We start from the raw sequence: 15,157 nt of genomic DNA on the forward strand, positions 1-15,157 counted from the left end.
CACATTTTTCGTTCTACCTTTCCGTTCAAAAGTGCGCCACATCCGACACCCGCTCATCCAGCACATCCCGTGCCAATGCCCAGGCCTTGTCCTTGGATTCCACCACCAACAACGGATAGCCCCAGGCCTTGCCGAACATCACGGCAAACGGCTTGAGCGCCAGGCGCTGTGCGGCGCTCGGTTCCACCTGGATCATGCCCCGGACGTAGGTACGCAGCGCCTGCTTGTTTTTCTTCATCCAGATCGATGCTTGCTTGCGCTCCTCGTGGGAATGTTCGTGATTGTTTTCGTCCACCGATTTTTCGTGCAGCAGCAGAAAGGGTTGCTGGCGGGCCAGCAGGCTTTCAAACATCAGGAAAGCATCCTGCGACCCACCCTCGTTGGGCGCGTCGAAAACGATTTTCACCACCGGGAATGTTGTGCTGTCGAAATGTATCTCACTATAAGATTCAAGCCACTGGACTGCATTACACAGAATAGCCAGACTGTTTCGCAATCCAGCCAACTTCTGAAACCCGACATGAAACACCATCGCCTTGAAATGCATGACCGTTCGATGGTCAAGGATGCGGATGTATTCCCCCGCGCCATAGTAGCCGTCGGTGCTACCAGCACCTCGAACACCTGGGAACATGAGCAGCATGCCCACCGCAAGGGTCAGTTGATGTACACACTGCGTGGGGTCATCTATTGCGAGATCGAAGCGGGTATCTGGATCGTGCCGCCGCAATGCGCACTGTGGATTCCCGGCGGTACATCCCACGCGGCACGCGGTTCGGGCGAAGCGGAAGTCTATTGCCTGTTGATCGACCCGGATGCCGCCTGCGCCCTGCCCGCGCAATGTTGCACACTGGCGGTGTCGGGTCTGTTGCATGAGCTGATCAGCAAGGCGGTGAGCTTCCCGCTGCTCTATGACGAAGGCGGAGCCCAGGGCCGCTTGATCAGCACGTTGCTGGATGAACTGGCTGCTGCGCCTGTCGAAGCCTTGCACCTGCCGATGCCCCAGGACCCGCGGCTGCGACGCCTGGCCAACAGCCTGCTGGCCGAACCGGGGGACAAGGCCACCCTCGGCCAATGGGCCGTGCGCATCGGCATGAGTGAACGCAGCATGACGCGCCTGCTGCTGGAGGAACTGGGGTTGAGTTTTGGCCGCTGGCGCCGACAGTTGCATGTGATCTTGTCACTGCAACGGCTGGCAAAAGGTGAGAGTGTGCAACGAGTGGCCCTGGATTTGGGCTATGAGAACGCCAGCGGCTTTATCACCATGTTCCGCAAGGCGGTGGGTCAGCCGCCAGCACGTTATCTGGCGGACCGTGCCGGGACCTTGAACGCCCTCGCGCCGGCAACGATTACACTCAACTGAGCGCGCTGGCTACCAGCTTTCTCCCAGCCCCAGCAGGCCCAGTATCCGCCGCCGCAGGTCTACCAGGTAAGGATCATCCCAGTGCCGAGGATACGGTCGATCGATGGTCAATTGCGCCTGGATTTTCGCCGGACGGTCACTGAACACGATGACGCGATGGCGACAGGCTGGCCAGGGTGATGCCAGCCAGGCCGAGCAGGCGGCGGCGGGTTAAATGATCGAAATCAGCCATGCAAAATATCCCTTTTATCCGTTCAGTCATTGAGATCAGCCAACCCCAAATGCTCACGCAACGTCGAACCTTCATACGCCGTGCGAAACAACCCCTTGCGCTGCAAATGCGGAATCACGCTCTCGACAAACTCGGTGAACGAACCCGGCAGGTACCCCGGTGAAATCACGAACCCATCGCAACCGCCCTGTTCGAACAGCTCAGCCAACTGGTCGGCCACCTGCGCGCCCGTGCCCACCAGCTGCGGCACGCGCACGCTGCTGGCGAAGATGCGTCCGAGTTGTTCAAGGGTGGTTTCCGGGCCTTGCATCAGGAGCTTTTCAGCGGCGGCCGGGTGGATCAGTGGCGACTGGGCGATCTCGGCCAGCGTTGCGCAAAGCGGGAATGGCGACAGGTCGACATTCAACTGCGAGGCTAAGGTCACCAGCCCCAACTCCGGCCGTGCCAGGGCGTTGTGCTGGTCGCGTTTGGCGCGAGCTTCTGCCTCACTGCCACCAATGAACGGCATCACCGCCGTCAGCACTTTGCAACTGTCAGCCTCACGGCCTTGCTGCACCACCTGCGCACGCACGTCAGCGCGGAACGCGCGCATGGCCGCCAAGTGCGGGTGGATGGTGAAAATCGCCTCGGCCCACCGCGCGCCAAAGCGCCGGCCACGCCCGGATGAACCAGCCTGAATCAGTACCGGTCGGCCCTGGGGCGTGCGCGGAATATTCAACGGGCCTTCAACCCGGAACCACTCGCCCTGATGCCGCACTGAACGGATCAACTCGGGGTCCGCCAGCACACCGCTCTCACGATCCAGCTTCAGCGCGTCCTTGCCCCAGCTGTTCCAGAGCTTCAGTGCGACTTCGACAAACTCATCGGCGCGGTCATAACGCAGATCGTGCTGCAGGTGCTTGTCCTTGCCGAACAAGCGCCCTTCGCTGTCGTTCATCGAGGTGACGATATTCCACGCCGCACGGCCCTTGGACAGGTGATCGAGGGTGGCGAATTCACGGGCGATGTGTGCCGGTTCGTAATAGGTGGTGGAACGGGTCGCACCGAGCCCCAGCCTGGTGGTTTTACCGACCAGGTAAGAGAGGATCGGCAACGGGTCCAGGCGTGTGGCGTCCTGGGCGCCGTAGCGCAAGGCGAACTCGCGGGAGCCGCCCATCTGGTCGCCCACCGCCAGGCGATCGGCGAAGAACAGAAAGTCGAACAACCCCTCCTCCACTACCTTGGCCACACGAGCGTAGTACTCGGGATCTAGGTAATTGCCGACAGTTTCCGGATGGCGCCACACCGCGTGGCTGTGCACCACCGGCCCACTCAACAGGAATGCGGATAAATGAATCTGGCGGCTCATGATTTTGGCGTCCACAGGGTGATCGCGCTGACCTTCAACGGCTTGGGAATCAGCTTGGCGGCGTAGTAGGTGTCGGCGATGCGTTGTTGTTCGGTGAGGTTGTCCAGCTTGACCGGGATGATGTCGTAGCTACGGCGGCTATTGGCGCGCTCTACCGTGGCCGGGGCGATGTTGCCCCACAGTGGGCCGAGGATTTCGGCGGCTTCCTTCGGGTGGGCCTTCACCCATTGGCCGGTCTCGCGCAGGGTGTCGAAGGTCACTTGCAACACGTCCGGGTGAGCGTTGGCGAATTTGGTGGTCGCCAGGTAGAAACGGTTGTAGTCGGCCAGGCCGTCCTTGCCGTCGGCGATCACACGCACGTGGTGATCCAGTTGCTGGGTGGCGAGGAACGGGTCCCAGATAACCCAGGCGTCCACGCTGCCATTGGCGAAGGCAGCGCCCCCATCGGGGGCTTCCAGGTAACGCGGGGTGATATCGGCCAGGGTCAAGCCGGCTTTTTTCAGCGCGCAGACCAGCAGGAAGTTGCTGCCGGAGCCCTTGGACACGGCGACGGTCTTGCCCTTGAGGTCGGCGATGCTGTGGATCGGGGAGTTATCCTGGACGATGATCGCCTGGGCGCCTGGCGATGAGTTTTCCTGGGCGTAATAGGTCAGCGGTGCATCGGCGGCCTGGGTGAACAGGGCGAAGGCGTCGGCCACATCCGCGTGCAGATCGACGCTGCCAGCGTTCAAGGAACTGAGCAGGCCGGTGCTGAACTCATGCCAGTTGACGGTGAAACCCAAGGGCTTGAGACGCTGTTCCAACTGGCCGTTTTGCTTGAGCAGGATCCACAGGCTGGAGGAGCGCTGATAGCTGATATCCAGAGCCTGCTCGGCTTGGACTGTCGCTGCGGCGAATAGCAGACTGGCGGCACCGAAAAGTTTCTTGAACGTCATGGAAGGCCTTGGCGTAGGAGAAAAGAAGGGAGTTGCATATGCCGAAAAACCGCGTAAGGCGTGGCACTAAAGTTGATTCGATTATATTAACGATGAGAAATGATGAAAGAATCTTATAATTCTATGGTTATGCCTAATTCGTCGGATCGCGGGAAAAGCACCTTAAGCTAAGATCGAAAGAGTATTTAACGAATAGTTTTTAGAACTTTAAGCTCGACACTATTTCGTTGAAGATCGAGCTTGCCATGTCTATATCTCGTTCCCTCGCCGCAGTACTCGGGTTGTTGGCCCTCTCTGTAGCGGTCAGTGCTGACGCCCAGGAAACCGTACGCATCGGCTACCAGAAATCCTCAACCCTGATCACCTTGCTGAAAACCCAGGGCACCCTGGAAAAAGCCCTCGAGGCCGACAACATCAACGTGAGCTGGCACGAGTTCCCCAGCGGCCTGCCACTGCTCGAAGCGCTGAACGTGGGCAACGTGGACATCAGCGCCGACGTGGCCGACACCGTGCCGATCTTCGCCCAGGCTGCCCAGGCCAAGCTCACCTACTTCGCCCAGGAAGCACCCTCGCCTTCCGCCCAGGCCATCGTGGTGCGCAAGGACTCACCGATCCAACAGTTGGCGGACCTCAAAGGCAAGAAAATCGCCGTGACCAAGGCTGCCGGCACGCACTATTTGCTGATTGCCGCGTTGGCCAAGGCCGGCCTGGAATTTTCAGATATCACACCGGCTTACCTGACACCGGCAGACGGTCGTGCGGCGTTCGAGAACAGCAAGGTGGACGCCTGGGTCACCTGGGAACCTTTTCTGACCGGTGTGCAACGCCAACTGCCGACGCGCACCCTGGCCGACGGCGCAGGTCTGGCCAGTTACAAGCGCTATTACCTGACGGGCACGCCCTACGCCAAGGCGCACCCTAAGGTGTTGAAGGTGGTGTATGAACAGCTGGAAAAGGCCGGAAAATGGGTGAAAACCAACCCGCAAGACGCGGCCAGGATCCTCGGCCCGTTGTGGGGCAATCTGGATGTGGCTACGGTGAAAGCCGCCAATGCACACCGCAGTTATCAGGTGCAGCCGGTGACGCTCGACCAGTTGGGCGAACAGCAAAAGATCGCCGATGCGTTCTTTGAGGCGGGGTTGTTGCCTAAAGCGGTGGATGCCAAGGATGTGCAGACCTGGAAGCCTTGAGGCCTGACACGGGCAAGAAACGTGTGGGAGCAAGCCCGCTTGTGTCTTGAGACAGGATTAAGCTGAAGGTGAGAGGGTGAGTGGCAAGCTGAATGCCCGAAGTGCTTAAAGCACGTGTGGGAGCCCATGCTGCCACTCACTTCTCCGCTCTGGACATGAGCCCGAACAGTTGAACGAGCCCACCTCGAACAGTTACAAGCGTGGGCCAAGCCAGAGCGCTCTCACTTTGAGTGTAAGAGGGTTTGGCTATGTTTTCCTATCCAGCAGGCATTGATGTTTCCAAGGACAGCCTTGAGGCTCGAGTTAATCTGATTGACGTTGGGGTAAGTTGCGCTAACGCCGAAGATGATTTCCCTGGGTTGATTGGGTGGCTATTGCTTCACCAGGTCGGTCGCGTGCTGTTGGAGGCCACTGGCGGTTACGAGCGCAAAGTCATGAAGGCGCTCCAGGCTGCGGGCCTCAACGTTATCTGCATCAATCCCCGTCGAGCCAAGAGTTTTTCCACGGCGATGGGCCAACAAGCCAAAACCGACCCGATAGATGCAAAGTCCCTTGCGCAGTTCGCAGCGGTACTCGACTCGCCTAACAGCCGAATCACCAGCCCGAAACATGACGAGTTGCGCGCGTTAGTCCAACAGCGAGAAAACTTTATTCAGCAGAGAGACGATGACAAAAGGCGCCTGAAAACGGCCTCATGTGACGTAGTAAAGCCAGCGTTGCAGAGTCATATCGACTACCTGATCAAAGCTGTGAACGCGATAGACCAGTTGATTCGTCAAAGCGCCAACGTGCTAGACCACGAAAAAGTCGAACGCCTGTGTTCAGTTAAGGGCATCGGGCTCATTACGGCGGCTAGCCTTATGGCATACCTGCCGGAGTTGGGTGAGGTTGGCAAGCGTCCGATCGCGGCCCTAGCGGGCCTCGCGCCGTATAACAACGACAGTGGGAAGCACATAGGCGCGCGTCACATTCGTGGCGGAAGGTTTTCCGCACGTCGCTCGCTATACATGGCCTGCTGGGTAGTCATTCGGGACCAGCCTGAATTCCAGGCCCGCTATAAAGCACTGCGTGGCAAAGGAAAATGCGCAAAAGTTGCGCTAATCGCATGCATGCGTGTTTTGTTAATCCGGCTGAACGCAATGCTGCGTGATAGGACTGAATGGAAAGAACACGCTGCCTAGATCGGCAGCGATGTGTCGTTGAAGGTCACACGGCTTGAAGCTGTGGGAGTTTGGCTGTCTTTGAAATCGATGGCCAAGTTATGGTCATCAAGACAGTTGCTCCCACATTTTTGATTTTAAGCCGTTAGAGGAGTGTGCGGGCTAAAGCCTTTTTCCATTCGGTGTAACGCCCTGCCATCGCTGGATCGTCCTGCGGCTCGAACCGCTCACGCTGACGCCCCAACGCGCCCAGCGCTTGATCGTTCGCCCACACCCCCAATGCGCGCCCGGCCAGATGGGCAGCGCCCAGCGCCGACACTTCCGGCGACAGGCTGCGCACCACCGGACGTTGCAGCAGGTTGGCCAAAAACTGCATCAGCCAGCGGTTGCGCGTCGCGCCACCGTCCACCCACAGTTCCTTCAATGGGCTGGCGATGTCCTGCTGCATCGCTTCGAACACGTCGCGGATCTGATAACCAATGGACTCCAGCGAAGCCCGCAGGATATGCGCACCGGAGGTGGCTTCGCTCAGCCCGCAGATCAACCCACCTGCGTCAGCTTTCCAATGCGGCGCCCCCAGCCCGGACAACGCCGGCACGAAGTACACGCCACCGTTATCCGGCAACTGCGCAGCCTGTTCGGTCAAGGCATCCAGCGACTCCCCGGCCACCAGCCGTGAGGCCCATTGCACGGCGGCGCCGGTATGGACGATGTTGCCTTCCATGCCGAAGGTAGGTTGAATGCCGTCGTGCCAGGCCAGGGTAGTGGAAAGACCGTGAGTGGAGGCAATCGGGCCGCTCATGGGGGTCATCAAGGATGACCCCGTGCCCAGCGTGGCTTTCACCAGCCCCGGCGCAAAACCGCCCTGCCCGTAAAGCGCCGCGTGTGAGTCGCCGATCATCGACATCACCGGGATGCCCGCAGGCAAGCCGCCGGCGGCGACGGTATCGGCAAAATACCCAGCACTGGGCTGGATGGGTGCCAGTGCGGCAAGCGGAATCTTGAACAGCGCCAGCAGCTCGGGATCCCAGGCGCAGGTATGCAGGTTGAACAGTTGCGTGCGTGCCGCATTGGAATAGTCAGTGGCAAACACCTGGCCGCCGCTGAGCTTCCACAGCAACCAGCTATCGACCGTGCCCAGGCAGATCTCACCCGCAACGGCGCGGGCGTGGCCGTTCTCCAGGTGGTCGAGGATCCAGCGGAATTTGCCGGCGGAAAACATCGGGTCGAGGGCCAGCCCGGTTTTTTCCAGAATGAGCGCCTCATGGCCTTGCGCATGCAACTCGGCACATAGCCCCGCGGAGCGCCGACATTGCCAACTGATGCACGGCGACAGCGCCTCACCCGTCCGCCGATCCCAGGCCACCACCGATTCACGCTGGTTGCTGATGGCCAATGCGGTGATCGGCCGATCCACCTGGGCCAGGCATTCTTCGATGGCCGCCAGGGTGCCGTGCCAGATCAGCAGCGGGTCCTGTTCAGAAAAGCCAGGCTGCGGATGGGTGATGCTCAAGGGACGAGATCCACGAGCAATCACTTGGCCGAGTTCGTTGACCAACACCGCCTTGGCGTTGCTGGTGCCCTCATCTATCGCCAGGATCAGCGGCGTATCGTTCTTCATGCAGTTCACCGCAAACGAGTGGCAGCCGCCACAATCCCAGCCGCGTCGATGTTATGCAAGGCGCGCGTCGGTTCCCGTGCACCGGCGGCGGCGTATTCGCCATCACCGATACCCAGTCGGGTCAACGCAATGCCCAGGCCGGCTTCGGCCAGCACTTCAGCAACCAGGCTGCCAACGCCGCCATTGATGTTGTGTTCTTCAACGGTAATCACCGCGTCTGTACCCCTCAAGGCGCTGAGTAATACGTCGCGCTGCAGCGGCCGAATGGACGACAGGTTGATCACCTGCGCCTGGATGCCCTGCTGCGCCAGTAAAGCCGCCGCGTCCATTGCCTCATGCACCACCGAGCCCAAGGCGACGATGCTCAGGTCCGCACCCTGGCGCAGGATATCCACCTGACCGGGTTTGAATTGATAGTCAGCTGCATGCACGTCGGGCAACGCCTTGCCATCGAGACGGATATACACCGGGCCCTCATGGCGCAACGCGTAATCGACGATCTGACGGCACTCAATCGCATCGGCCGGCGCGAAGATCTGCACATTGCCAAAGCCGCGCATCACCGAAATATCGTCCAGGCTGTGGTGGGTGCTGGCCAACGGGCCATAACTGGCGCCGGCATTCAGGCCAAACATCTTCACGTTGGCCTGGTTGTAGCAAACGTCGACTTTGATCTGTTCATTGGCCCGCGAAATCAGGAACGGCGCCGCATTGCAGGTAGCGGCGATCTTGCCGCCCAATGCCAGGCCTGCCGCCACACTGACCAGCGATTGTTCGGCAATACCGACGTTGATGAGGCGCTCGGGAAAACGCTGGGCGAAGGGGCCGATCTTGGCCGTGGAGGTGGAGTCGCTGACCACCGGAACCACGTCGAGCCCAGCATCGACGGCCGCAATAAACGCCTCAACCATCACGCTCGCCAGATGTTCACTCGCCATGACTCAACTCCTCCAGTGCTGCGTTGATTTCATCACCCTTGGGCACGCGGTGGTGCCATTCGGGGCGGGCTTCGATAAATGACACGCCCTTGCCTTTGATGGTGTGCGCGATCAACACCTGGGGCGCGCCGGTCTTGGCCTGCATACCTTCCAGGGCGTCGATCAACTGGCCCACATCGTTGCCATCGCATTCGCTGACGCGGAAGCCGAAGGCGGCCCATTTCACGTCCAGCGGGTCCAGCGGCATGATCTCGGCCGTCAGCCCCGCCAACTGCAGTTTGTTCTTGTCGACAATCACAAACAGGTTATCCAGGCCGTACTTGGCCGCAGCCATCGCCGCTTCCCAGTTGGAGCCTTCAGCCAGTTCACCGTCACCGGTCAGTACATAAATGCGCTTTTTGCTGCCGGACATCTTCGCCGCCAGCGCCAGCCCCACCGCCACCGGCAAACCGTGGCCAAGGGCGCCGGTGTTGAGTTCGATGCCGGGGGTTTTCTGGCGCACGGGGTGACCGGGCAAATGAGAATTGAAATGCTGATAAGTCGGCAGCCACTCAGTGGGGATGTAGCCCGCCTGGGCCAGGCAGCAATACAAACCGCCGACACCGTGGCCCTTGCTCTGGATATAGATATCGCGCTCAGGGTCTTCAGTGCGTTCCGGTCCGGTATTGAGAATGCGGAAATACAGGGTGGCCAGGATGTCGGTTTCCGACAGATCGGCCCCGGTGTGGCCGCCGGCCGGTGAGTCGGCATTCAGGCGGATCACGTGGCGCCGGATCAGGCGGGCCTGTTCTTGGATCTGGTGGGCGTCGTACTGGAAGGCATTCATGCAGCGGCTCCTGTGGGCTGACCACGCGAGTTGAAAGTGCCGAAAGCTGTGTTTGAATATTTATTCAGCAGTGACAATATATTTCTATTTAGACGCTGAATGCCTAGCAGGTCAAGTGAGCAATGAGTGGAAAAATGAAATAAAACCCTCGGACAAACGGCCAAAATCCTACGCGAGCTCATCTATCCCGTGGCTTTGCGCCTTGTGAAAGCGGCGTGCTAGAGGCATACCTGAAAAATTAAGCGCTTGACTTTGCCACGGTGTCACTGGAATCTGAATTAACAGTCAAGCACGCATAAATATTCACGCCGCTGAAACCACTCCAAAAAAATAAATCAGGAGAACACTGTGGACGCCAAAGCTACTGTCCAGCATCCGGCCGAACTCAAGCCGCCCCACCGCCCACGGTTGGTGAAACTGCTCCCCAGCAACATCGGCGGCCCGCTGATCGGGCTGGTGCTGCTGGTACTGGTCTTCTCCTTCAGTTCCGAATTCTTCTTTTCCTTGCGCAATGGCCTGAACATCCTGGATCAGGTCACAGTGCTGGGCATCCTGGCGATCGGCATGACCGCCGTGATCGTGATCGGCGGCATCGACCTTTCAGTAGGGTCGGTACTCGCGTTTTCGATGATGATGCTCGGCTGGCTCTACCAGGATCAGGCCGTACCACTGGGCTTTGCGATTCCCATCTCGATCGCCACCGGCATGCTCGCCGGGCTGGTGTCCGGCGGGTTGATCACTTACGCAAAGCTGCCGCCGTTCATTGCCACGCTGACCATGATGTCGGTGGCCCGCGGCCTGGCGAATATCCTCACCGAAGGTCGGCAGATCGTCGGCTACCCGGAGTGGTTCACCAGCCTGGCCACGGTGCGGCATTTCGGTTTCCTCTCGGCAACCGTCGGGCTGTTCCTGGTGATGCTGCTGGTCGCCTGGGTGTTCCTGCGCTTCCGTGCCGGTGGCCGCAACCTGTATGCCATGGGCGGCAGTCCTGAAGTGGCGCGGCTGTCAGGCATCAAGGTGCGAGCGATCACGCTGTGGGTGTACGCCATCAGCGGCGCCCTCGCCGGTATCGCCGCCGTGACCCTGGCCGCGCGCCTCGACTCCTCCCAACCCAGCGCCGGCCTGAGCCTGGAACTGGACGCCATCGCCGCCGTGGTAATTGGCGGCGCCAGCCTCAACGGCGGCGTCGGCAGCATCGGTGGCACCCTGGTCGGCGTGCTGATCATTGGCGTGTTGCGCAATGGTCTGAACCTGCTGGGCGTTTCGCCCTTTATCCAACAAGTGGTGATCGGCGTGGTCATCGCCCTCGCGGTCACCATCGACACCCTGCGACGCCGCTCCAGCACTGCCCGTTAAAACCTGTTCGACAGTTGACACCCTCCAACAATAAAACCAGGAGTCACCGACATGTTCAGCCCCAAGAAACTGCTGTTGGCCACCGCTCTCGCCGCTGCCACCCTTACCGCTGCCGGCACCACCTGGGCCAAGGACCTGACCATTGGCCTGGCCGTAGCCAACCTGCAGGCCGACTTCTTCAACCAGATCAAACAATCGGTGGAAGCCGAGGGCAAGGCCAAGGGGATCAAAGTGATCACCGTGGACGCCCAGGGCAACTCCTCCACCCAGGTCAGCCAGATTGAAGACCTGATCACCCGTCAGATCGACGTGCTGATCTACATCCCCGCCGGTGCGACCGCCGCCGGTGTGCCGGTGAAAGCCGCCAAGGCCGCCGGCATTCCGGTGATCGCCGTCGACCGCAACGCCCCCGACGCACCCGGCGATACCTTTATCGCCAGTGACAGCGTGGCCGGTGCCAAGACCCTGGCCGAATACGTCGGCAAGATCACCGACGGCAAAGGTCGCATCGCCATCCTGCAAGGCCAGCTCGGCACTACCCCTGAAAACGATAGAGCCAAGGGTTTCGAAGAAGGGTTGAAAGCCTTCCCGGACCTCAAGGTGGTCGCCCAGCAACCGGCCGAATGGGCCCAGGACAAAGGCTTCGCCGTGGCCCAGGACTTGCTCCAGCGTGACCCGAACATCACCGTGTTCTTCGGCCGGGCCGACGCCATGGCGCTCGGCGCTGCGCAGGCGGTGAAGGTCGGCAACCTGGATCACAAGGTCGTGGTGGTCGGTTTTGACGGTGACGTCGCCGGGCTCAAGGCCGTGCAAAGTGGCGTGCTCGACGCAACCATGACCCAGCAGACGCAAAAAATGGGACGCCTGGCCGTGGCCTCGGCCATTGACCTCAAAGCCGGCAAAGACGTGCCCAAGGAACAACTGCTGCCCACCGTGCTGACCACCAAAGACAATGTCGCGCCGTTCCTGCAACAGCACCCGTAAGCCTTGGAGGTCGTCATGAGAGCAGCCGCTCTGGATAACACCGCCGAGGCGGTGCTCTGCCTGCGTGACATCAGCAAGGCCTATGGCCCGGTGCAGGTGCTGTCGCAGGTCAATGTGGATGTCCGTCCCGGCGAAGTGCTGGCCTTGCTCGGCGAAAACGGTGCGGGCAAGTCGACCTTGTCGTCGATCATCGCCGGGCTTGTACAGCCTGAAGCCGGGGGCAGCATGACCTGGCTCGGCGCGCCCTACTCTCCCGATTCGCCGGGGGCCGCGTTGACCGCCGGGATCGGCCTGATCCACCAGGAAATCCGCCTGCTGCCGCAATTGTCGATCGCCGAAAACATCTTCGTCGGTCGCCTGCCCATGCGTTACGGGAAGGTGGACCGCGAGCACATGGAGGCCCAGGCGCAGATCCAACTGGAACGCCTGGGCCTCCATGTGCCGGCGTCGCGCAAGGTGGAAGGCCTGAGCGTGGCGGCCCAGCAATTGGTGGAAATCGCCAAGGCGCTGACCCTCAAGGCCAGCCTGTTGATTCTCGATGAACCCACCGCCGCGTTGGGCGGGGAGGAAACCGAGTTGTTGTTCAAACAGGTGGAACGGCTCAAGGCCGAGGGCGTCTCGTTTATCTATATCAGCCACCGCCTGGAAGAAATCGCGCGCATTGCCGACCGCGTGCTGGTGCTGCGTGATGGTCGCCAGATCGCCTTGCACGCCACGGCCCAGGTGCCGGTGCGCGAGCTGGTGGAGCAGATGGTCGGGCGTAGCCTGGAACGGATTTTCCCGACGCTGCAGGCTCCGCAGGAACAGGTGATGTTGCAGGTCAAGGATTTGAGCTGCCGCGAATTCGCCCTGCACGGCATCGATTTCAGCGTGCGCGCCGGTGAGGTGTTCGGCATTGCCGGTGTGGTCGGCGCCGGGCGGACCGAGCTGGTGCGCACCATTGCCGGTGCGGCGCAGGGTATCCAAGGGCATATGGTGCTGGATGGTCAAGTGCGTCACTTGCGCTCGCCGCACGAGGCGATCCAGGCCGGCGTGGTACTGGTGCCCGAGGACCGCAAGCAGCAAGGCGTGGTGGTAGAGCACCGCATCGAAGACAACCTGATCTACGGCAACACCGACCTGCTGGATAAGCGCGGTTGGGTGTTCCCTGCCCCGCTGCGTGAATTCGCCCGCTCGGCGGTGGCGCGATTGGGTGTGAAAGGCGCGCCGCAGTCGCGGATTTCCAGTTTGTCGGGCGGTAATCAGCAGAAGGTGATCATTGCCAAATGGCTGGCGCGCAATCCCAAGGTGTTCATCCTGGATGAGCCGACGCGGGGTATCGACGTGGGTGCGCGGGCAGCGATCTATGAAGTGATCGCGGACCTGGCGGCTAAAGGCATGGCGGTGATTGTGGTGAGTTCGGACCTCGATGAGGTGCTGGGGTTGTCCCATCGGGTGATGGTGATGAGCCGGGGCCGGCAGATCGGAATCCTGGCGCGTGGCGAGGCCACCCCGGTGTCGGTAATGGAAATGGCCACTGCGTAAGTGCCAGTGCCCTGCCCTCATAAACAACGAAGAATCCATGTGGGAGCGAGCAAGCCCGCTCCCACAGTTTTGATCTGTGGTGTGTTCACTATTGGGAGTCGTTCATGCAGCTTTTTAGTCTTCAGGGCCAAGTGGCCTTTGTCACCGGCGCAGGCAGCGGCATTGGCCAGGCGATTGCCGTCGGCCTGGCCGAGGCCGGCGCTGATGTGGCCTGTTTCGATCTACCGGGCAGCCCCGGTATCGCCAGCACCGTCGAACGCATCCAGGCCCTGGGCCGTCGCGCCCTGGCCTTGAGCGGCACGGTCACCGAACGCGCCGCACTGGATGCAGCAGTAGCACGCACTGAGCAAGAACTCGGTGAATTGAGCGTCGCGGTCAACTGCGCCGGCATCGCCAATGCCCAGGCCGCCGAGGACCTGGAACTGCAACGTTGGCAGACCACCTTCGACATCAACCTCACCGGTATCTTCCTCAGTTGCCAGGCCCAGGCTGCGGTGATGCTGCCGCGTGGCAAGGGCGCCATCGTCAATATCGCTTCCATGTCCGGCAGCATCGTCAACCGTGGCCTGCTGCAGGCACACTACAACACGTCCAAGGCCGGGGTTATTCACCTGAGCAAGAGCCTGGCGATGGAATGGGCCGACAAAGGCCTGCGCGTGAACTGCATCAGCCCCGGCTACACCGCCACGCCGATGAATTCCCGGCCGGAAGTGGCCGACCAAGTGAAGATTTTTGAACAGACCACGCCCATGGGCCGAATGGCCAGCGTGGAAGAAATGGTTGGCCCGGCCATTTTCCTGGTCAGCCAGGCTTCGTCTTTCTGCACCGGTGTCGACCTGCTGGTCGATGGCGGCTTTGTGTGCTGGTAGGAGTTCATCATGTCTCAACGTTTCAGCGGTAAAACCATCGTCATCACCGGCGCGTGCCGTGGCATCGGCGCCGGCATTGCCGAGCGCTTCGCCCAGGAGGGTGCCAACCTGGTGCTGGCCTCCAATGATCTGGAGCGCGTGACATTTACCGCCAACCAGCTCGCCCAGGAATACAACGTGGACACCCTGGCCCTGGGCATCGACGTCACCAACGAAAGTGACATCGAAAAGCTCTACCGCGAAGGCCACGCACGTTTTGGCAGCATCGACGTGTCGGTGCAGAACGCCGGCATCATCACCATCGACCACTACGATAAAATGCCCCGCGCCGACTTCGACAAGGTGCTGCAAGTGAACACCACCGGGGTATGGCTGGGTTGCAGGGAAGCGGCCAAATACATGGTCAAGCAAGGCAGCGGACGCTTGATCAACACCTCGTCCGGCCAGGGACGCCAGGGCTTTATCTATACGCCCCACTACGCCGCGAGCAAAATGGGTGTGATCGGCATCACCCAAAGCCTGGCGCTGGAGCTGGCGCGGCATGACATCACCGTGAATGCCTTCTGCCCCGGCATTATCGAAAGCGAAATGTGGGACTACAACGACCGCGTCTGGGGCGAGATCTTGAGCACCGACGAGAAACGCTACGGCAAAGGTGAACTGATGGCCGAATGGGTCAGGAACATCCCTCTGCGCCGCGCCGGCAAACCCTCGGATGTCGCCGGATTGGTAGCGTTCCTGGCCTCCGATGACGCCGCTTACCTCACCGGCCAGGCGATCAATATCGACGGCGGCCTGATCATGTCGTAAG

Annotated in this window: 15 protein-coding genes; 8 read left to right on the forward strand and 7 right to left on the reverse strand. The window is 60.6% G+C overall.

The window, feature by feature from the left end:
- Positions 1-25: 25 nt before the first annotated feature.
- On the reverse strand, positions 26-436 hold the full coding sequence (locus tag LVW35_RS16210; protein ID WP_233896494.1) for a hypothetical protein: 411 nt from the start codon (positions 434-436) through the stop codon (positions 26-28).
- Positions 437-520: 84 nt separating this feature from the next.
- Here LVW35_RS16210 and LVW35_RS16215 point away from each other — a divergent pair, with 84 nt between their 5' ends.
- Complete coding sequence (locus tag LVW35_RS16215) at positions 521-1,363, forward strand: AraC family transcriptional regulator (protein ID WP_233891089.1); 843 nt, start codon at positions 521-523, stop codon at positions 1,361-1,363.
- Positions 1,364-1,372: 9 nt separating this feature from the next.
- Here LVW35_RS16215 and LVW35_RS16220 read toward each other — a convergent pair whose 3' ends face one another.
- From LVW35_RS16220 to LVW35_RS16230, 3 genes are all read right to left on the reverse strand, one after another.
- Positions 1,373-1,510: a hypothetical protein gene (locus tag LVW35_RS16220; protein WP_233891090.1), complete on the reverse strand. Its 138-nt coding sequence runs from the start codon at positions 1,508-1,510 to the stop codon at positions 1,373-1,375.
- A 107-nt stretch (positions 1,511-1,617) separates the two neighbouring features.
- Complete coding sequence (locus tag LVW35_RS16225) at positions 1,618-2,943, reverse strand: LLM class flavin-dependent oxidoreductase (protein WP_233891091.1); 1,326 nt, start codon at positions 2,941-2,943, stop codon at positions 1,618-1,620.
- Positions 2,940-3,878, reverse strand: a complete 939-nt coding sequence (locus tag LVW35_RS16230) for an aliphatic sulfonate ABC transporter substrate-binding protein (protein WP_233891092.1) — start codon at positions 3,876-3,878, stop codon at positions 2,940-2,942. The genes LVW35_RS16225 and LVW35_RS16230 overlap by 4 nt, the downstream gene beginning before the upstream one ends.
- Positions 3,879-4,123: 245 nt before the next feature.
- Here LVW35_RS16230 and LVW35_RS16235 point away from each other — a divergent pair, with 245 nt between their 5' ends.
- Positions 4,124-5,068, forward strand: a complete 945-nt coding sequence (locus LVW35_RS16235) for an aliphatic sulfonate ABC transporter substrate-binding protein (protein WP_233891093.1) — start codon at positions 4,124-4,126, stop codon at positions 5,066-5,068.
- A gap of 248 nt (positions 5,069-5,316) precedes the next feature.
- Positions 5,317-6,249, forward strand: coding sequence for an IS110 family transposase (locus tag LVW35_RS16240; protein WP_233891094.1), 933 nt, complete (start codon positions 5,317-5,319; stop codon positions 6,247-6,249).
- 124 nt (positions 6,250-6,373) lie between these two features.
- Here the strand turns inward: LVW35_RS16240 and LVW35_RS16245 are convergent, their stop codons facing one another.
- Genes LVW35_RS16245 through LVW35_RS16255 form a run of 3 tightly spaced genes read right to left on the reverse strand, consistent with a single transcriptional unit; the run spans position 6,374 to position 9,613 of the window.
- Entirely contained in the window at positions 6,374-7,849 is a 1,476-nt protein-coding gene (locus tag LVW35_RS16245) for an FGGY family carbohydrate kinase (protein ID WP_233891095.1), read from the reverse strand.
- 5 nt (positions 7,850-7,854) lie between these two features.
- The gene (locus tag LVW35_RS16250) at positions 7,855-8,787 is read right to left on the reverse strand and encodes a transketolase family protein (protein WP_233891096.1); all 933 of its coding nucleotides are present in this window, start codon (positions 8,785-8,787) and stop codon (positions 7,855-7,857) included.
- Positions 8,777-9,613, reverse strand: coding sequence for a transketolase (locus tag LVW35_RS16255; RefSeq protein ID WP_233891097.1), 837 nt, complete (start codon positions 9,611-9,613; stop codon positions 8,777-8,779). Before LVW35_RS16255 ends, LVW35_RS16250 begins: the two co-directional genes overlap by 11 nt.
- A gap of 348 nt (positions 9,614-9,961) precedes the next feature.
- Here LVW35_RS16255 and LVW35_RS16260 point away from each other — a divergent pair, with 348 nt between their 5' ends.
- The 5 genes from LVW35_RS16260 (at position 9,962) to LVW35_RS16280 (ending at position 15,156) form a co-directional block, all read left to right on the forward strand.
- Positions 9,962-10,969, forward strand: coding sequence for an ABC transporter permease (locus LVW35_RS16260; protein WP_233891098.1), 1,008 nt, complete (start codon positions 9,962-9,964; stop codon positions 10,967-10,969).
- A 51-nt stretch (positions 10,970-11,020) separates the two neighbouring features.
- Complete coding sequence (locus LVW35_RS16265; protein WP_233891099.1) at positions 11,021-11,953, forward strand: sugar ABC transporter substrate-binding protein; 933 nt, start codon at positions 11,021-11,023, stop codon at positions 11,951-11,953.
- A 15-nt stretch (positions 11,954-11,968) separates the two neighbouring features.
- On the forward strand, positions 11,969-13,477 hold the full coding sequence (locus LVW35_RS16270; protein WP_233891100.1) for a sugar ABC transporter ATP-binding protein: 1,509 nt from the start codon (positions 11,969-11,971) through the stop codon (positions 13,475-13,477).
- Between the two features lie 104 nt (positions 13,478-13,581).
- Complete coding sequence (locus LVW35_RS16275; RefSeq protein ID WP_233891101.1) at positions 13,582-14,346, forward strand: SDR family oxidoreductase; 765 nt, start codon at positions 13,582-13,584, stop codon at positions 14,344-14,346.
- Between the two features lie 9 nt (positions 14,347-14,355).
- On the forward strand, positions 14,356-15,156 hold the full coding sequence (locus LVW35_RS16280) for an SDR family oxidoreductase (protein ID WP_233891102.1): 801 nt from the start codon (positions 14,356-14,358) through the stop codon (positions 15,154-15,156).
- The last annotated feature ends 1 nt before the right edge of the window (position 15,157 follow it).

Origin of the sequence: Pseudomonas sp. HN11, assembly GCF_021390155.1 — a bacterium.
Taxonomy (GTDB): Bacteria; Pseudomonadota; Gammaproteobacteria; order Pseudomonadales; family Pseudomonadaceae; genus Aquipseudomonas.